The following is an 18,304-nucleotide window of genomic DNA, read 5'->3' as shown; positions in this document are numbered from 1 at the left end:
GGAACGCCTGTGGACGGGGAGGACCAGCGAAGGGTGTGACGCTGGTGGTGGAATTCAAGATCTTGGGGCGGACTCGCCTGTTGATCGACGGTGCCGACATCCATCTCGGCACTGCGAAGCAACGTGGCGTTCTCACTTTGCTGTTACACGACGTCGGCCGCCCGGTATCGATTGAACTGATCGTCAGCGAACTCTGGCGCGGAGAAACCTTCAATACCGTACGAGGGCGGCTTCAACCCATCATCAGCAAGATACGCAAGGCGCTCACCGATGCCGGAACCGAAGCCGACCTGGTCAAAGAGGGGGGCTCCTACCGCCTGCAGCTGGACCCGATGCTCGTTGACCTGCACCGCTTCCGCCATCTCGTGACGACCGCGAGGCACGCGTCGCAGGCGGACGACTACTTCCTGGCCAAAACGCTGCTTCAAGAAGCGCTGGCATTATGGCAGGGCACACCCCTCGACGACGTGCAGGGAACCTGGTCGGACCACTGTCGTGCACAAATGGAGCAATTCGATCGCCTTCCCGCCTACTACCTGTTGTTCGACAGTCAGCTCCAGCTCGGCGAATATCACGAGGTAATGAGCGCGGTTGGCCGATTGACGGAGGAGCACGCTACCGAGGAGACGTTCGTCCGCCAGTACATGGAGTCGCTCGACGGAGTGGGAAAGTACCCGAAAGCCCTTGAGGTCTACGAGGACTTCTGCGCTCTTCTCGACCAGGAGCTCGGCGCCGAGCCGGGGCCGGAAATGCGCACGCTTTACCAAGCCATACTGCGCAAGCAGGCGGGCACCGGAGTCGTCGCCAAGGCCGATTTCGAGCCGCCCGAGCTGCAGCAGCGGGATGTCCACAACTTCACCGGCCGCAAGGAGCTGCTCGCCCAGCTCGACGCACTACTCGACACGGCGCGCGGGCAAGTGGTCCTGTTACATGGAATGCCCGGCGCGGGTAAAACGAGTCTCGCCACCCGATGGGCACATTTCCGGAAGAAGCGCTTCCCGGACGGTCAGCTCTTCCTCGATCTTCGCGGTTTCGGACCGGAGAAGCCCATGGCGGCGGAGGACGCCATCGCCATCTTGCTGGCGTCGCTGGGGGTGCGGCTCGCCGCGGTGCCGCAGCCGACGATCGACGAGCAGCGGGTGCGACTGCACAAGTTATTGCGAGACAAGAAGATTCTGCTCATTCTCGACAATGTCCGGGAGACCGCACAGGTGCGCCCCGTGCTTGCCGCGACCGCGGGCTGCTGCTGTCTGGTGACCGCCAGGAGCCAGCTCGCGGGACTCACCATCCGCGAGGGCGTGCAAACGCTCAGGGTCGACCCGATGACCGCCCCCGAGTCGATCGCTCTGCTGCAGGCCGAACTTCTGGGCACGGGACGAAACGACGAGGCCGGCGGGCTCGCCGCCCTGACCCGGATCGCGGCGGGTCTGCCACTCGGACTCAAGATCATCGCGCAACACGTCGTCGAACGGCCCTACACCCCGCTGACGGAACTCGCCGAAGAGTTCCGGCAACGCGGCCTCGACGCGCTCGACGCGCCCCACAGCGACGACGAAGGCGCGACCTTGTCCGGGGTGTTCTCGTGGTCGTTGCAGGCCCTGCCGCCGGCCACCGTGCGGGCCTTCCGCCTGCTGGGCCTGCATCCGGGGGCCGAGTTCGACGTGATAGCCGCGTGCGCAGCGCTCGGCGAGGACTACCGCGGGGGCGCCGACCATCTGCGCGTGCTCGCGAAGGCGAATCTGGTCCGGCAGAGCTCATCCAGCCGCTACCGGCTGCACGATCTCCTGCACGACTACGCCGTGGATCTGGCGCAGCGCAAGGAAAACGAGCACGACCGGGAGTCCGCTCTGCGCCGTTTGCTCGACTGGTACCTGAAGTCGGCGGCCAACGCGGCGTTCCGCGTCACCCCGGACCGAACCCAGGTTCCCGCGTTGAGCGGCATCTCGTCGGTGCACGCGAGGGAGTTCGCGACGTTAGAAGAGGCTCTCGAGTGGTTCGAACTGGAGCAGCCGAATCTCGCCGCAGCCGTCTCCCGCGCCGCCGAGAACGACTTCCACGACCACGCCTGGCGGATCTCGGCGAACATGCACGAGGCTTTCGACCGGCTGGGCTACTACCCGGATCTCCTGTCCAGCCACGAGATCGCCCTGCGGTCGGCCCGCTCGCTGGGCGACCGGGAAGCCCAGTGCGGCACGTTGAACAACATCGGAGTCGTCCAGCACTGGCTCGGCCGGTTCGACGACGCGGAGCAAAGCCTCCGCGCGGGAGCGGCGCTGGCCGACGAGATGGGACACCTGGAACTCAGCGCCGTGTGCCGGCACAACCTGGCGAGCGTGCACCTCCGGATCGGGCAGGCACGCATTGCCATCGAGGTATACGAACAGGTTCTGGAACTGTTAAAAAGAATGAACGACCGCAGCATCGAGGCGTACACGCTGGACCAGATCGCCAATGCGCATCACCGGCTGGAACGGGACGACATCGCACTCCAGTACCACGCTCAGGCCCTCGAGATGCGCAAACAGGTCGGCGATCATCGAGGTCAAGGAAATACGCTCACGGAGCTGGCGCGGATCAACCACGAGCACGGGCAGAGCGCGAAAGCGCTGGAGTGCGCGCGAAACGCACTCGAAGCCCACAGCCACAGCGGCGACAAGGCCGGGATGGGCGATGCGCTGCTGATAATGGCCGAGACCCTGTTCGACCTGGGCTCGTTCACCGAGGCGGCCGAGGCGGCGGAGAAATCGGCGCGGCTTTGCCGCGATCCCCACAAGCGGTCCCGCGGCCTGCACGTGCTCGGCCACACGTTCGCCGTCCAGAACGATCCGGCGGCGGCGGATCGCTGCTGGCAGCAGGCAGTTGCCGAGCTGCGCGCCTCCGGGGCCCACGAGAACGATGTGCTGCTCATCCACCTCCATGACCACGGCGCATCCCATCAGGAAATTCCCGGCCCTCGAACCGACGGAACGATTGCGCGGAGCGCGCCGGATCTACCTGTGCGTGATCAGACTTGATTGAACCTTCACTCGATCGAATGACGCAAACCTCATTCGCGTCGGATGTACATACACAGGCGAGGACAACCCCTCCCCCTTAGAAGGGCTCCACCACCGAGTGGGGTACCGTGCCACGCCATGACGAATAAGCTCACTCTTGCGGTGATGCTCGCCGTGACAGCGCTTTGGGGCGGGCTCATCAATTCGGTCGACTCACACGAGCAGGAGGCGACCTCCTACACCATCACGAGGGACGCAAGCAAGGCTTGACAAAGCACGGCTCACGGGGGAGCTGGGGAAATGGCGAACGTAAACAAACTTAACAAAAACCTGCGCCGCTCACCGATTCGAAATAGTTCGAATCTGAACGTCGAACGGGCGCCATGAACGACGCCGGGTGACCACTTCGCCATGGTCGCCCGGCGTCAGCGCAACGCGAGGCCGATCCGCCGCCTCGCGACCAGCCGGGTGTGGTGCACGTCGACGCTGACACCCAGGCCAGGCCGCCTCTCGAAGCGGTCGTAGCTCCTGCCGAGCAGCCAGTGCGCCGCCTCGGCACTGATCGAGTGCAGCTGCACCTGTTCGGCCAACCGGACCCGCGTGTCCTCGACCTCACGGGTGAGGAAGGCGTGCCGGACGATGCTGCCGCTGATCTCGTCGATCATGAACACCATGGCGTGCGGCTCGTCGTAGGCGTAGGTCGTGAACAGGACGAGGTACCCGGCCTCGACAGACCGGTCGCCGATCCAGCACTCTCCAAAGGTCAGCTTCCCGAGGTCCCATGGCGGCTCGTTGGCGCCGGCCGTGTCGGCCGCGTGCGCGGCCCACTCACTGGGCCGGCCGGGCAACAGTCCCTGCAGCGCCCGCAGCAGCGCCTGGCTGCGCCGGCTGGGCACGGTCGCGAGGTGCCGCACGACGGCGTCCCACAGCTGCTCGTCGGCGGCGAGCTTGTTCAGGCACGCGCTGATGGTCAGCTCGACCTCCAGCGGGTCCTTGAGCTGAGGGAGCGAGCGGCCGGTGTCCACCACCGCCTGCTGGATCGGCGTCAACCTGGTCCGCACGCGCGGGAGGCTGACACGCGTTAGCCCGAACGGCGCAACGCCACGCCGAGGTTGATCTCCAATTCAGGCTTCGGTGTCAGCCAGGCGAGCTCGCGGTTCACGTCGTCGAGGTCGCACGGCGACGCGCTGGCGACGCAGTACGGGTACTGCTGCCCCGGCACCGCCTCCTCGACCCGTTCGAGCGTGATCTCGTGCCGGTACTCGGCACCGAAGTCGTAGACCACGGTCCGCCGCGCCACGGTGAACGCCTCGCCGATGGAGATGTCGTCGTGGCCGGTGGCGTCGAACTGCCTGCGCCCCACGGTGAACACGTGCGGGGCGTCCTCGTCCCACGACATCGCGACCTGGACGATCTGGTGCACGTACCCGAGCGTGAACGTCGCGGGCACCAGGATCTTCCGCCAGCAGCTCGGCCGCACATACCGCAGGGTGATGCGCAGCAGGCAGATCCGGTGCGCGGGCACGAGATCCACCGCGTGGTATGGCATTAAGTGCTCGGCGGCCACGGTGCCCAGCGACGTGAGCCGGGCTTCCTCGTCGATCGCGCCGAAGTCGTGCAGAAGATCGAGCAACGCGGGGTCGAACCGGCACGCCGGCGCCCCGTCGTCCAGCTCGTGGAGTGTCCGCCGGCAGATCCTCGTGGCGTCGTCGCCTTCCTCGTCGTCGAGGAGGTCGCCCGCGACGGCCGCGAGTGCAACGAGCCAGTCGCGCTCGTCGAGCTCGGCGTCGAAGCCGCGGGTCGCCCTGCCCTCGCGAATCCGGATGACGCCCAGCGCGAGCGCGGCGGTCCACGGCGCGTGCAGCTCGGGCAGTTCGGCGGCACTGCGGATCCGCATCGGCACGCCGATCCCGAGGGCGTCCGCGGCCTGGGGCACGTCCGCGGGCCGCAGGACCGCACGAGCGGTCACCGCTCTGCCCGCCCCGACCCAGCCGGCGAGCAGGCGGACGCGGTCGAAAACTGTGCAGTCCTGGGCACGCACGGCCGACATCAAACCGTACGGGTGCCCGGCGCGCTCGTTAGCCTGGTTCTTGTGGACGGCACACTGCTGGTCCAGTGCACGGTCAAGGACGCGGACCAGGCCGCGGAGCTGGCGGGCGGACTCGTCATCTCGGGACCCCGCGCGGTCACGAAAGCCCAGGAACTACGGGCACGCGGCTACGAGCGGCCGGTGTTGTGCGACGCCCAGCTGTACGCCGGCAACCACCGCAAACCGGCGCGCGCGGCGTTCGACCGGACATGGCTGCTGTGCCAGCAAGGCCGAGTTCTCACCGATTCGGGTTACGTAGCCAAACTCGACATCCGCGGCCTGCAAACGATCCTGCACCGCACGATGCGGCTGGGTCCGGGCTTCATCGCGACGCTGCCGCTGCACGCCGACTGGCTGAAAGTCCAGCAGGACCGGGAGATCCTGCTCCACGAGGTGGCGTTCGCCGAGGTCCCGATCGCGGTCGCGTTGGAACATGCCGCTGACCCGCTGGGCGTCCGCGCGGTCGTGACCGGCCTGCTCGAACTGTTGTCGGTGGGCGTCCCGGTCGTCCTGCTGCGGTCCGATGTCTCCGCCCTCGGCGCGCTGTGCCACGGCGCCATGGCCGCCGCGGTCGGCACCACGACGGGGTTGCGCCACATCTACCCGGTGTCCACCGGCGGCGGGTTCCACCGACCGGCCGTGGCCGCCTTCTCGCCGCACTTCCTGAGCTACGTGTCGGTGGACAAGCTGGCCGCCGCCGTCCAGCTGACGCCGGATCTCAGCCACCTGTGGGAGTGCGAGTGCACGACGTGCAACGGCCGCACCCTCGACTGGCTGGCCACGGCACCCTCCGTCGCGTTCCGGCATTCCCTTGAACTCATGGGATTGCTGCGCGATCAGCTGCTCAGCGTGCCGGAGCGGGCGCTGGCGTGGCGGGAGCGTTGCAACATGGCCGCGGCCCTGCACACCGAGATCCAGGCCGAGCTCCCTGACTGGCGCACGCCGCCGTTCCTCAACGCGTGGCGCTACGCGAGCACCCCGTCGTCGATCAACCTGCCGTAGGCCAGCTCCTCGACCCACCGGTCGAGCGTCCTGCGTCGCGCCCGCGGTGCCCTCTCGGCACTACCGGCTTGGATCAGCTCGCCGTCGGCGTCGAGGATGCTCACCCCGAAGTACGCGCACTCCAACCGGCACGCCTCGTCGTCCCGGCCGACGATCGCCCCGGCGCAGAAGCCGCGCATCCGGCCCACGGCCCTGAGTCCCTTGCGCCAGTCGGGTTCCCGGCTCAGCACGCCGACCAGCTTCGTCACACTGGGCGCAGCGCTGCCCGGCCACTCCCACATCGCGAGGGTGTCGTGGTCCAGCATCGGCTCGCCCCGCCGCGCGTGCGCCTGCTCGTCGATCTCCACCACCGCGTCGACCTGGACGCCGAGCACGCGGAACCCCCGCACGAGGGTTCCGCGCCAGCCCAGGACATCCACGCGGGCGAATCTACCCCGCCGCGCCCGGCCCGGTCCCCGCCTCATTGGTCGCCGTGACGGTGAACTTCGTGCCGCTGGGGACACCGCTGATCACCACGAAGGTGTCCTTCTTCCGCAGCAACACCTTGCGCCCGACCACCTGCTGACCGTCGATCCCGGTGACCGTGTAGGCGATCACCGGACTGCCACCGTCCTTGGCGGGCGGCGAGAAGTAGACCGTCGCCTTGCCGTCGCCGTAGTTCACGTGCACGTTCTCCGGCGCCCCCGGCACCGTCACGGTCTTGGCGGCCGGCTTCACGGACGTCACCGCCGGAATGCCCGCGCCCTTCCCGTTGTTCGGCGTGACCTTCACGTCGTAGCTGGTGCCGTTCGTCAGTCCGGGCACCTTGACGTACCCGAGCTTGTCGATGTCGGTCACGGTGAGCCGCTTACCCGCCACCTCGACCGTGTACGACGTGATGTCGCTCCCGCCGTCGTACACCGGCCTGGTCCACGCCACGTAGGCGAACCCGTCGCCGCCGTACGCCGACACCCGGTCGATCGCCGCTGGGACGCCCGGCTTGCCGATATCGCGGCTCAGCACCTCCTTGTGCTGCACACCAGCGTTGTCCACAATGGACTTCGGCGCGTCCTTGATCGTGGCGATGATGCGGTTGCCCTTGATCGTGGCACCCTTGACGGCCTTGTCGGGATCGCCCTGCTGCCAGTAGTTGTCGACGATGTTCATCGGCCAGTACGAGCCGTCGTTGTCGCGGTAGTTCTTGCGCAGCCCGGCCCAGTCGTGCGCGTTGCCGACGAGGACGTTGCCCTTGATGGTGATGTTGCTCGACCCGTTGTCGGTGTAGATCCCGTGCCCAGGCCCGCGCTGGTCGCGCACGACGTTGCCGCTGATCTCGGTACCACCGGTCGCGCCGTTGTTGTAGATCCCGGCCCCGTCGGACAGCACGAGCATGTGGTCGAAGATGAGGTTGTCCGCGATCTTGTTGTCGCCGCTGATGTTCGGCTGACCGGGCTCCTTCACCTTGTCGAGCCAGCCACCCCACCCGGTGGAGATGCCGCTGTACGCCGTGTGGTCGATCTGGTTGTGCGCGATCGTCGTGTGCTGCGTGTACCCGTTGAAGATCGCCACCCCGCCGCGGAACTCCACCGGCAGCGCGTAAAGGTGGTTGTTGTTCACGTCGATGTGGTGCGTGATGTCCTTGGGGTCCTTCGGTTCCGGTTGGTCGACGTCACCGATCTGCACCCCGTTGCCCGAGATGTCGGTGAAGACGCTGTCCCGCACCGTGATGTTGCTGGCGCCGTGCCCGAGGTCGAGCCCAGCCGCCCCAAGGTGCACGAAGTCGTCGTTCAGGAACCTCACTTTGTCGGCGTGCTCAACCGACACGTTGCCGGGCCCCTTGGTCCACGCGCCGAACGGACACGTCCCGCCGGCGATGCGGTGACACAACCCTTGTGTGTCATACGCTTTCGCGCCGGTGAGCGAGATGGTCGCCTGAATCTCCGACAACCCTTCACCGCTACTGGGCCGCAACCACGTGGCGTAGGCGAACCGCAGTCCGTCGAACGTGAGGTTCTTACTCCCGTTGACGTTCACCAGCTTTTCCAGCACCGGCACCTCGACGTCGGCCTTCGCGAGATCCTCACCGGGCCGAGGCAGGTAGTAGATCCTTCGGGCCTTTCGATCGAAGTACCACTCACCTGGCTCGTCCAGGAACTCGAACGCGTTCTCCACATACGCGGGCTTCCGGCCGGCGTGGAGGTCACCGGGCCCAACCTCGTGAATGGACCGCGTCGGATGATCCGGATCGAGCGGCCGCTTGGTCGAGTTGTCCCAGCACGGCTGCGCCATCGTGATCTTCCGTTGATCGACGCTCTGCACCGGACAGCGCGCCTCGGTCCAGGGCCCAAGCCCGTACCAGTTGGCCCACAACCCGTCGCCGCCGGTGTACACGAACTCGACGTCACTCGGGTTGCGCCACTGGACATCACCTTCGTACCCGGTAGCGGTAGCCGTGACCGCCACCTGCCCCCTGGCCCGCTGCGCCCGCGCCCCGTCGACGTAGAGCTGCCGCGTGTTCTTCAGCTGCTTCGGCGCGGGCGCCGACCACAGGTCGCCGTCCTTCCGCCAACCGGTGACCCGCACACCGCCACTGATCAGCGGCCGCTCCCCCGGTGCCGCCTGGTACGTGACGTCGTGGTCGCGCGCGTCCAGCTCCAGTGGTGCCGTCAGCCGGTAGGTGCCGCCAGCGATCTCCACAGTCATCGGAGCACTGCGGGTTCTCGCCAGGTCACGAGCTTTGACCAACGTTTTCACCGGCTGCGCCTTCGTGCCCGGTGCAGCGTCGTTCCCACTAGGCGAAACGTAGATAGTCGCTGGACCGCCAGCCCCAACGGGCATCAGTCCGCCAACCACGAGAGTCACCGCAAGCATCACCGCCGGAGCCGCCATACCTCGGATGTCTAGAGTCCAGCGTCCAGCCTGTCAACCTTCTGTAGCCGATCGGCCAAGCGGCGGGTACCCGTGCTGGCTTGCGAGTTATGGCCCACCATGACGCTCAGGTGACCGGTACGGAGCCATCCTCACGCGTGTACGGAACGCGGCTGAAATGCCCCATCGCCACATGTATACGAGTCGCTTGCTCGGCGCCGAACCTGCCGATCCGCACCACTTCACCGATGTGCGGCTGGATCGACAGCACGTTCTTCGCTGACAGGTGCACCCACTGCACTTCGGACCAGGTCAGCTTCTTCTTGCCCCAGGCCAGCCCCTCCGGCGAGATCCCGATGTCCGGGGCGAAAACGAAACGGCGCAACCCGTTGGCGATGAGCAGAACCGGCACACAGGCAAACGTCAGGAAGATGATCAAACTGATGTCGTTGTGCCACTTGAACGCTGATTCCGCGAAGTTCACTGCGACGAAAGCGGAGAACGTCATGACGAGCCACAGCCACGGCCCCTTCAACCAGCGTTTGCGGCCGCCCCAGACGAATACCTCACGACTGGGTTCCTCCTCGACCTCCGGCTGCGGTTCCGGTGGCTCGACTCGATCGCCCGGCTTCGGGACGTACTTCCTCAGCAACGGGTTCGCCACGTAAGCGATCACGAAGAGCCACAGGATGCCGAACGGGATGAGGAGAAACCCTCCCAGCCCCTGGTACGGGCGCTCCTCCGGAACGATCTCGCGGCCGGCACGAGTGGTATTGACGGCCACCTTCTTCCCGATGTGCTCGGGCCTGAGAAACCCGCGAGTGCTCATCGTCCGGGTGACGTTTTCGGCCACCCTCGTGACGTCTGCCCGACACTCCCACCAGTAGCCGAATCCGCGCAGTGTCAGCGGGCCCTGCCGCTCACAACTCCTCGCGACCGCGACGTACTCGGCGTTGGCGAGATCACCGGTCTCGATCTCGTCGTAGAACTGGATGAAGATCGTCGCACCGACCAGGTACCCGAGTAGGGGGACGATCAGGAAGGCGATCAGCTTGTGGAGGAGCTTGATCACTTTTGCTCCCGCTCTCGGCGTCGTGCCTCGGTTTGCTGAGCCTCAACGCGCTTTTCAGCGTCCTTCTGCAACTCCTCCTGCTTCAGTTCGCGCCAGGTCTTCCACGGCGAGCCGGACTCCTGCCACTGGTCGAATCCCTTGGCGACTTCCTTGCCGAACTCAAGCCCTTCCTTGCGGAGGAACTGTCCGGGCAGACCGGTAGTGCCATCGATGACGACCTGCTTGGCCTCCTTGACCGCGTCTCGGCCGATCATGCCGAACGGAATACCCGTGTCGCCACGGTTGACATAGTCGTTAACCCGTCGAGCATCAGCGGCCTGAGTAGCTTTGAACGTGGCGGCAAGGTTGTCGCCACTCTTCGTCAGGAACTTCTGCGCCCGTTCGAGGAGGCTGTCGAGGTGTTTGAACAAGCCTCCCGCTTTGCCGAACGCCTTGGTGAGCTTGCGACACCAGTCCAGCGCTTTGTTGGCGTACTTGATCGCGGTCGGCACCGCCTCGGCGATCGCGCCGGCCACACCCGCGCCGAACGCGGCCACCGCGGGCGCCCAGCGGATGCAAATGCTGATCAGCTTCGCAACCGCCTCACTGATGAGGTCACGCACGATGTCGCGGACCACCTTGAGGATCGTCTTGCACAGCGTGATCAGCATCGACATGCCGCGGGCGACTGTGGACACCGTGCCGTAGACATCGGCACGCTCGACGCCGAACTCCCGGTAATTCTCAGAGTCCTTACCCTGCCAGGACGCGGTGTCCCTCTGGACCGCATCCTTGAGCAGGGTGGCGGTCTCCTCCATGTAACTGGAGACCGAGGACCAGGTCTTCGACATGCCGTCGAGGGTCTGCTGGTCGCCGGTGAGCCAGTCGAGCGGCTCACGCAGGAAGTCGACGTGCTCGATCAGCCAGCCGAAGCCGGCGCTGATCAGGCCCGCGATCGGGTCCACCATGAACCCGGCGACGCCGGCGATCGCTCCGCCCGCGTTGAGCAAGCCTTCGGCCCAATGGCCTTCCGAGAAACCCTTCACCGCTTCGGTGGCATCGTGGAAGAGCCCCGCGCCCTCGGTAGCGGCTGTTTCCTCGCCCTTGCGGACGAGAGGATTCGAGCTCATTCGTTGTACATCCCGTCGAACACGGCGGTCTGGGTTTCCTCGTTGTTCTTGACGTCCTCGCGCCAGGCGTCAACCCGCTTCACGTGGTCGAGCGCGGCCTCAGCCGCATCACGGAGCACATTCATCGCCATGAACTGCGCGGCCGAGCAAATCCCCATCAACGGGATGCCGAGCAGGCCGAATGCCTCCGGGTGTGAGGATGCCTCGCCGGCCCCCAACGCCGTGTTGACGCGGTCACCGACGTCGCTCAGCTTCTTCGAGTGGGCTTCCATCTCCTCGGGACTGATCCGGTAGTTCATCGCAGGAAGCCCTCGTCGCTGAAGTCACCGTCATCGTCGCCCCGATGTGGTCGCGGCGGGCGAGCCCGTGGCGGCGGAGGTGGAGGCGGCGCATCGTCCTCAAGCGAGCCGAGCCGGGGCTGGCCAGAGCCGTACCCACCGCCGCCCGCAACGTACTGCGGCGGAGGAGGTGGCTGTGCGCTGCGCAGCTTGTCCACCATGAAATGCATCGCCTCTGAGTCACCGCCCAACACCGGTGACAGGGCCTCCTGCACTGCAGTCGCGACGCGACTCTGTGCGGCCTGCACGACGCGCAACACTTCCTGGCCGACGGTGTCGCCGTCCTTGCGCTGCAACGCATTGCCGAGCTTCAGGTCCACGAGATTGCCCGCGTCGTTCACCGTGACGGTGATCTGCCCGTCCGCACTGCGCTCGGTCACGCGCAGGTTCGCGAGGCTCTCGCGGATCGCATCACTCTTGCGCTGCGCCTCGGCCAGCTTGCCCTCGTACTGGCTGAGGATCTGGTCGGGATCGGTCATCGGCCCCCCTGGTCGTTCTCACCCAACGTCACCAGACGGTAGCGGACCGTTCGATCCGATACTGGCCGAATGACCAACTCGGGGCCTCGCACGCGGACTCGGTGACAAGACCCCTGTTGAGCCTCACCGCACTCTTCGGACAAGCACTCGATTCAGCGCCGATATCGAGAAATCGAATGCGTGCACATGGATGAACAACTGATCCACACGAGTGACGGTTTTGCCTGATCAAACTGACCGAGACACCAACAAAAGACGCCCAACTAAACCATACCAGTTAATCACATCGTTGAAATTTTGTGACGTTCGAGTGGCAAAGCAATCTACATCATCCATTGCTTGACTTGCATAACCGATCGCAACGAGTCTCGAAAGAACGTCGATCTAGTCGGGAGGCCGCTCGATGAAGCCATTGAAGGCACACTCGCTCCCCACGACCAACATCGACGAATTCGCGGCCGCGATCGCCGAGTACGGGTCATCGCTCGGACCACGGATGCGCGGCGACGGCCGGATAGAGGATCGGTTGCGCCTGCCGATCAACAAGCTGGTGTGGAACCCGTACAGGCCTCGCTGCTGGAACACGTGATCTCAGGTCCGCTGGTCACGGTCGCCGACCTCGAGCGGGAAGGTGTTCTCCCAGTTCCGCCGGTCTTCCATAAACCACCGCGGCAAGGCGAGACCTTGCTCTGACGCCTCCTGCGCAAGCGACTTCTCTACCGCATGGACTGAACACAGTCACGCTATGTGACCCGAACAGACCAATCGATCGTGACCGACTTCCGGGCCCACGCGCGACCAGTACGCGCGATATAGCTCCTCCCGATAGCGCCAGCTACGGTGACGCCCGGACAGGAGGTGACACGTGACGGACTTCAGGGCGCTCGCCCGCCGCTTCGCGACCGCAGCGACCGACGAGGACGCGCACCGCCTGTTCAACGAGACCTTCGGCCTGCAGCCGGCCCGCCACGCGCACCTGGCCCACCCCGACGAGGAGCTCATCCCCAGCACCACGAGCTGGCACGACGCACCACCGGTAAAGGTGCCGCCCCGCCTCAAACGGACGGACAAGGAGTACCTCGGCACGATCGGCAAGGTCCCGCCTGTCCGCCGCAAGCACCAGAACGAGCAGCCCAGAGCGGACTTCACCACCAACGGCCCGATCAGAATCTCCCGGCTGAAGGAACTCGACGAGAGCACCTTCCAGGAACTCCTCGACCTCATCGCCAGAGCACTGAGCGCGAAACCGGACGAAACCGGCACGAGAACCGCGAACAACGGACGCACCCACATCACGCTGCGCGACGCCCGCGGCAACGCCACGATCGAGACGCCGAAAGGCACCTTCACCGGACCCGACTTCCTGATCGACGTGCGCGGTGCGCGGTGAACGAAGGCATCCGGCTGCTGCTGGCCAACCCGCTGCTCACCAGCGATCATGACGGGTTCGATCTGGTCGTCAGGAACGCACAAGAGATACGAACGTGGTTCGAGGAGCACTGCGGCTGGCCCCTCTACGTCGAGAAGCGGTACGTCCTGCTGCGAAAGACGAGCAACAGCAAGGCACCCGCGCTGACAGCCGAGAACAAGCCGTTCGACCGGCGGCGCTACGAACTGCTGTGCCTCGCGCTCGCGGAACTCCAGCACACACCGGTCACCACGAAGGCGGTGCTCCAGAACAGAGTCCAAGGCGACGAGACGTTCGACGACGTCTTCGAGTTCCTCGAGCGGCATGCGATCCTGCGGCCGTATGAAGGCAAGTACCTGGTCGACCGCGAGTTGATCAGCCGGCTCACCCGGAAAGCGGACAAAGAGAAAGAGCTCATGCGCGCGCTCGTCGACGAACCCGTCGTGTACACCAACCAGAGGGTGCCCAAAGAACCCCTCGAAGAAGCGGGTTTCGTTGTCGAGCAACGCAAGGAGGGTGTCCTTCTCGTCGACCCCGAAGGGCTGGCCACCCAGGAGAGGTTCCCCGGCGACGGCCACGCCGAGACGGTCGCGCTCGCCCTGCTGAACCGGCTCCCGGCGACCACACAAGAGCTGCACGACGACGTGCGAACCCTCAGCCAGAAGTACCGGGCTTACCGGGAGACGAGCGTAGAAGAGCTGACGCAAGCAGCCATCGACGTCCTGACCCGGTTCGGGCTGGTCGAACAAGAAGGCCACACCACAAAGGCACTTCCCGCCGCGGCCAGGTACAGAGCATGACCAGATGGCGTCCCACCCGCGCCGGGATTCTCAACGTCTGGCGCTTCCACGACGAGACCTTCACGTTCCACGACGGCAGGCTGCTGATCAGAGGGCCGAACGGGTCGGGCAAGTCCAAGGCGCTCGAACTGCTGGTGCCTCATCTGCTCGCGGCAAAAATGCCCGAGGCAATGCACTGGAACCTCGTCGGCGACACCACCGAGGGCATTCGCGCCGGCTTCGTGTGGCTGGAGTTCGAGCGCGACGGCGAGTTCCTCACGTGTGGCGCACGGCTGCAGGCGTCCACGAGCACCACTGAAGTGCAGGTCAGCTACTTCACCACCACCCTAAGGATCGGCGACCTCGTCCTGGTCAACGAGGCGGCGCGCCCGATCACGCGCGTGAACCTGGCGAGGGCCATCGGACCAAACGGCGAGGTGCACGGCGACCCGCACGACTACAAAGCCGTATTGCGCGCCACGCTCTTCGACGGCATGAGCGAGGACCGGTACGAGTCGTTGCTCAGGCTGCTCACCTCGGCAGAACTCGACCTCACGAAGCCGCCGCTCGAGCTGGCGAAGACCGGCCGGGAACGCCTTGAGCGGCAACAGGAGAAGCGCGATCGCATCGACGACGCCATCGCGGTCGTCACCACGTTGCTGGAGCGGCGCAACGACCACGCCCGGCTCGTCGCCCGCGAGGCCGCGGCCGAGTTGCGCACCGCCACCGAGAAGCTCGCTGGGCTCTCCCAAGACACCGACCCCGAGTACGACGTGACCAGGCAGGCATTGAGTGAGGCCACTCGGGACGAACAACGCCTCACGCAGGAAGCGGCCGAGATCGACGCCCGCCTCCACAGTGCCCCCACCAGCGAACGGGCGCGGGCGCGCGCCGAGGAGGCGGCGCAGCTCGCCGCGGCGCTGAAGGCACGCGCCGACGCGGACGACGAGCTGGCGAGAACCGCCGCACAGCAAGCGGAACGCGCGGCCGAAGCAGCCCGCAAAGCCAAGGTGGAAAACGAGGTTCCCGGCGACGAGACCAGGATTCGCGCGCAGCGCAACGCCGTTGTCCGGTATGACAACGCCGTCATGGCACGGGACGCCGCGCGGGCCCTCCTCGACGCCGAACGCGCGGAGCTCGAACAGGCCGAGGCCGCGGAAGCCCGAGCGGCGGAGGAACTCCAAGCGGCACAGGCGAAGCAGGACGAGGATCTCGCCGCTTGGGCGGCGGGCTGCCGAGAGCTGATCGTCGTCGACATCACCGAGATCGACGATGCCGTCGCAGGGGCCCGGGCTGAGCTGAGCCGCCAGGAACAGCAGCTCGAGGAAACCCGTACGGCACAACGAAACCAGCTCCCGCAGTACACGGCGTTGCGCGAGAAGCTCGCCAACCAGGTCGACGTGCCGCCGCCCGCGCCGTACACGCGCGACACCGAACGGGCCACCGCGAAGGGTGCACCGCTGTGGCGGCTCGTCGAGTTCCGGCCGCACATGCCGCTCGGCCTCTGCGCGTCGATCGAGGCCGCGCTGGAAGCGTCCGGCCTGCTCGACGCGTGGGTGACGCCCGACAGCCCGAACCTGCTGGACCACGACACGTTCGCCGAAGAGGTGCTCGCGACCCCGGCGCCGGGCGCCAGCCTGCTGGACATGCTCGTCGCCGAAGCGCCTGCGGTACAACGGTTGCTCGGCGGCATCGCGTTCGGTGAGTCCGCGCCCGACCACCCCGCCGCGGTCGGCGCGGACGGCACCTGGCGGCTCGGCAGCCTGCGCGGGCGCTGGACGAAGCCCGAGCCCACCTACATCGGTGCCGATGCGCGCGAGCTGGCCGCACAACGGCGCGTCGGCGAGCTGACGACGTTGATCGACCAGCTGAAGGCCGACCTGGACGAACTCCAGGAGACCGAGCAACGGATCGCCGCGCGCAAAGAAGCGCTCGCGAACGACCTCGCCACCCGTCCCGGCCGACACGACTTGGATATGACCGCGCACATCCGGGCACAGGCGCGCACAGCCGCGCTGCGCGCCACGGTCGCGAGGGCGCAACAGGTCAGCGATGACGCGGAAGCCCAAGTGGCACAAGCGATACCGGACAACGACCTGCCGTCGACCGAACAGGAACTCGACGAGCTGCTCGACGCGATCAGCGCGTTCCGGCAGGCCGAGGCGGCATGGCTCGACCGCAAGCGCGAGGCCGAACAGGCCGAACGCACGGCCACCGAGGCCAGGGCCCGCGCGGCGACCAGCCGTGAGCACGCCGTCGAGGCCGAGCGGACGGCGATCCTGCAGGCACAGGAGCTCGGCGTCGCCACCGACGAGGCCGAGCTGACCCGGCTTCGCGCCCGGCGGACGGAGATCACGACGGAGCTCGCGGACCTGCGCGAACGCCGGAGCACGCTGGAACGCGCGGTCGGGACACTGGCCGAGAAACACGCGGCCCGCGTAGCGGAACGCGAGGCTGTGATCGCCGCCAGGGACGCGGCCGAGAAACGCGTTCGCGACCTGCACGACGATGGGCTGGAAGCACGGTCCAAGACGGTCGCCGACGCGGAACTCCTGCTGACCCACGCCGTCCAGGACGCCCGGCTGATCCTCGGCAACCGCATCGGGCTGACCCTGGAGCCCGATCTTGTCGTGACGCTCGACCGCAGGCCGGTGACGCCGGCCGAGCTGATCGACTGGCTGCACGAACAGCGCGATGTCGTGAACGACCACATCGCGACGGCCGAGCGTGAGCTGTTTGACCGGACGTTCACGGACACCGTCCGCGAGACCATGGCCGATCGGGTTCGCGCCGACGAGGAGCTGGCGGCGACCGTCAACCCGCGGCTCGAGGGCTTCGGCATGCGGTTGCGGCCGGAGGTCGCTCCCGACGCCGAAGCCTTGCTGTTCCAGGATCCATCGGCACCGTGGCACCGGCTCGTCCTGGAGATCGACCGCGGCAAGGCCTGGCAGCCGCTCACGAAGCGCGCCCAAAAAGCGCTTTCCCGCGGCGAACAGGCGATGTTCCGGTATGTCCCGCTGATCGCCGTCATCGCAGCGCACTACCCGGCGACCGCGCCACGACTGGTCGTCCTCGACGACGCGCTGTCCGGAATGGACAGTGCGAACCGGAGCGGACTGCTGGAGCTGCTCGTGTCGTGCGATCTCGACCTGGTGCTCACCTCGGACTCCGACTGGGGCGACTACCGCGAACTGCCGGGCATCGCGATCCACCAGCTCGTGACCAGTGACGACGCGGTCACGAGCGTGCGGTTCACCTGGACCGGCCGCGGATGAACCTCAGCACCGCCGGGTTGAAGACGTCCGACCGCTCCCAGTGCGGGTTGTGCCCGCACTCGTTCGCGACCACGGTCTCGACGCGCGGGAAGTGTCCGGCCAGCACCCGCTGCACGGGTGGTGGCGTGTAGAGGTCGGCGTCGCCCCACATCAACAGGGTCGGCACCCGGAACGCCTCGATCGTCGCCCAGGTGATGGTGTTCGCGTTGGGCTGCGAGACGTTGGTGCCGACGGCGCGTTTCTGAATCTCCAGCCACCGGGCGGTGCCGTCCGGGTCCGCTGCGCGGTAGGCCGGTCCCAGTTCGCGGAACTCCGCGGGCAGAGCGTTGAACCCCGCGGGCCGCAGCCTGCCGATCAGCGCGGTGTAGTCCGGGGCCGAGATGCCGGTGAGGCTGCCCGCGAGCACGAGGCTCAGCACGCGATCCGGATGGGACACGGCGTAGTCGAGCGCGACGCCGCCACCCGCCGCGGCGCCGATGACGTGCAACTTCGAGAGGCCAAGGGCTTCGACGAGGCGGTGCAGGTCTCCGGAGCCGGTACCCGGATTACCCGCCGGTCCCGCGTCGGACCGGTAGTGCCCACGCCGCGAATAGCCGATCACCCGGTACCCGGCCTTCGCGAAGAACGGCTGCTGGTAAGGCCAGCTCTGTCCGCTCCCGGAAGCGGGATGCAGCAACACGATCGGCGTTCCGTTGCCACCGGTGTCCCAGTACCACAGCCGCGCACCGCCGACGTCGACGAAGCCCTCGGCCGCCTTCACCTGCTCCGGCACCGCGATGGGACGGACCGGGCTGTCGTTCCCTTTGGCGTTCGCCTGGGAGACGCCACTGGCGAGTACCGCGGTGCCGGCGGCGAGTCCGGCACCTCCCCGAAGGAGTCCACGACGGCTCACGAATCTGCTCATCGTTCG

General features: G+C 66.7%; 15 protein-coding genes. 6 read left to right on the top strand and 9 right to left on the bottom strand.

The genetic code is table 11. The features are described from left to right. Positions 1-35: 35 nt before the first annotated feature. A complete protein-coding gene (locus tag QSK35_RS20345) occupies positions 36-3,014 on the top strand; it encodes an AfsR/SARP family transcriptional regulator (protein ID WP_285748453.1) in 2,979 nt (992 codons plus the stop codon). Between the two features lie 407 nt (positions 3,015-3,421). Here QSK35_RS20345 and QSK35_RS20340 read toward each other — a convergent pair whose 3' ends face one another. After that, positions 3,422-4,057 (bottom strand): hypothetical protein, encoded by a 636-nt coding sequence (locus tag QSK35_RS20340; protein WP_285748452.1) that lies wholly within the window; start codon positions 4,055-4,057, stop codon positions 3,422-3,424. A 20-nt stretch (positions 4,058-4,077) separates the two neighbouring features. Continuing rightward, a complete protein-coding gene (locus QSK35_RS20335) occupies positions 4,078-5,037 on the bottom strand; it encodes a plasmid pRiA4b ORF-3 family protein (RefSeq protein ID WP_285748451.1) in 960 nt (319 codons plus the stop codon). 51 nt (positions 5,038-5,088) lie between these two features. Here QSK35_RS20335 and QSK35_RS20330 point away from each other — a divergent pair, with 51 nt between their 5' ends. Beyond that, entirely contained in the window at positions 5,089-6,087 is a 999-nt protein-coding gene (locus QSK35_RS20330) for a hypothetical protein (protein WP_285748450.1), read from the top strand. Here the strand turns inward: QSK35_RS20330 and QSK35_RS20325 are convergent. From QSK35_RS20325 to QSK35_RS20300, 6 genes are all read right to left on the bottom strand, one after another. Next, positions 6,051-6,506 (bottom strand): hypothetical protein, encoded by a 456-nt coding sequence (locus QSK35_RS20325; protein WP_285748449.1) that lies wholly within the window; start codon positions 6,504-6,506, stop codon positions 6,051-6,053. The two genes, QSK35_RS20330 and QSK35_RS20325, sit on opposite strands and share 37 nt — an antisense overlap. Before the next feature lie 10 nt (positions 6,507-6,516). After that, positions 6,517-8,769, bottom strand: coding sequence for a fibronectin type III domain-containing protein (locus QSK35_RS20320; RefSeq protein WP_285748447.1), 2,253 nt, complete (start codon positions 8,767-8,769; stop codon positions 6,517-6,519). 292 nt (positions 8,770-9,061) lie between these two features. Further along, on the bottom strand, positions 9,062-10,006 hold the full coding sequence (locus QSK35_RS20315) for a DUF6346 domain-containing protein (RefSeq protein WP_285748445.1): 945 nt from the start codon (positions 10,004-10,006) through the stop codon (positions 9,062-9,064). Next, positions 10,003-11,115: a hypothetical protein gene (locus QSK35_RS20310; RefSeq protein ID WP_285748443.1), complete on the bottom strand. Its 1,113-nt coding sequence runs from the start codon at positions 11,113-11,115 to the stop codon at positions 10,003-10,005. The genes QSK35_RS20315 and QSK35_RS20310 overlap by 4 nt, the downstream gene beginning before the upstream one ends. Further along, positions 11,112-11,414, bottom strand: coding sequence for a hypothetical protein (locus QSK35_RS20305; protein ID WP_285748441.1), 303 nt, complete (start codon positions 11,412-11,414; stop codon positions 11,112-11,114). Before QSK35_RS20305 ends, QSK35_RS20310 begins: the two co-directional genes overlap by 4 nt. Continuing rightward, positions 11,411-11,932, bottom strand: a complete 522-nt coding sequence (locus QSK35_RS20300) for a YbaB/EbfC family nucleoid-associated protein (RefSeq protein ID WP_285748439.1) — start codon at positions 11,930-11,932, stop codon at positions 11,411-11,413. The genes QSK35_RS20305 and QSK35_RS20300 overlap by 4 nt, the downstream gene beginning before the upstream one ends. Before the next feature lie 403 nt (positions 11,933-12,335). On the opposite strand from QSK35_RS20300, the gene QSK35_RS20295 reads away from it, so the two are divergent. From QSK35_RS20295 to QSK35_RS20280, 4 genes are all read left to right on the top strand, one after another. Beyond that, a complete protein-coding gene (locus QSK35_RS20295) occupies positions 12,336-12,521 on the top strand; it encodes a hypothetical protein (protein WP_285748437.1) in 186 nt (61 codons plus the stop codon). Positions 12,522-12,797: 276 nt separating this feature from the next. Beyond that, a complete protein-coding gene (locus QSK35_RS20290; protein ID WP_285748435.1) occupies positions 12,798-13,322 on the top strand; it encodes a DUF2397 family protein in 525 nt (174 codons plus the stop codon). Then, entirely contained in the window at positions 13,319-14,140 is an 822-nt protein-coding gene (locus QSK35_RS20285) for a DUF2398 family protein (protein WP_285748433.1), read from the top strand. The genes QSK35_RS20290 and QSK35_RS20285 overlap by 4 nt, the downstream gene beginning before the upstream one ends. Then, positions 14,137-17,394 (top strand): SbcC/MukB-like Walker B domain-containing protein, encoded by a 3,258-nt coding sequence (locus QSK35_RS20280; protein WP_285748431.1) that lies wholly within the window; start codon positions 14,137-14,139, stop codon positions 17,392-17,394. The genes QSK35_RS20285 and QSK35_RS20280 overlap by 4 nt, the downstream gene beginning before the upstream one ends. On the opposite strand, the gene QSK35_RS20275 is transcribed toward QSK35_RS20280, so the two are convergent. Next, entirely contained in the window at positions 17,372-18,298 is a 927-nt protein-coding gene (locus QSK35_RS20275; protein ID WP_285748429.1) for an alpha/beta fold hydrolase, read from the bottom strand. The genes QSK35_RS20280 and QSK35_RS20275 overlap by 23 nt on opposite strands. Between the last annotated feature and the right edge of the window lie 6 nt (positions 18,299-18,304).

The sequence above is a fragment of the Lentzea sp. NBRC 105346 genome (assembly GCF_030269605.1).
In the GTDB taxonomy this organism is placed as follows: Bacteria; Actinomycetota; Actinomycetes; order Mycobacteriales; family Pseudonocardiaceae; genus Lentzea.
Note: the sequence above shows the minus strand (reverse complement) of the source record. Positions and strands in the feature narration are given on the sequence as shown.

What these genes read in the sequence shown, in the direction of transcription:
- QSK35_RS20320 (WP_285748447.1), bottom strand. Translation starts at nt 8,769, where the DNA reads ATGACTGTGGAGATCGCTGGCGGCACCTACCGGCTGACGGCACCACTG.
- QSK35_RS20310 (WP_285748443.1), bottom strand. Translation starts at nt 11,115, where the DNA reads ATGAGCTCGAATCCTCTCGTCCGCAAGGGCGAGGAAACAGCCGCTACC.
- QSK35_RS20305 (WP_285748441.1), bottom strand. Translation starts at nt 11,414, where the DNA reads ATGAACTACCGGATCAGTCCCGAGGAGATGGAAGCCCACTCGAAGAAG.
- QSK35_RS20300 (WP_285748439.1), bottom strand. Translation starts at nt 11,932, where the DNA reads ATGACCGATCCCGACCAGATCCTCAGCCAGTACGAGGGCAAGCTGGCC.
- QSK35_RS20295 (WP_285748437.1), top strand. Translation starts at nt 12,336, where the DNA reads ATGAAGCCATTGAAGGCACACTCGCTCCCCACGACCAACATCGACGAA.
- QSK35_RS20280 (WP_285748431.1), top strand. Translation starts at nt 14,137, where the DNA reads ATGACCAGATGGCGTCCCACCCGCGCCGGGATTCTCAACGTCTGGCGC.
- QSK35_RS20275 (WP_285748429.1), bottom strand. Translation starts at nt 18,298, where the DNA reads ATGAGCAGATTCGTGAGCCGTCGTGGACTCCTTCGGGGAGGTGCCGGA.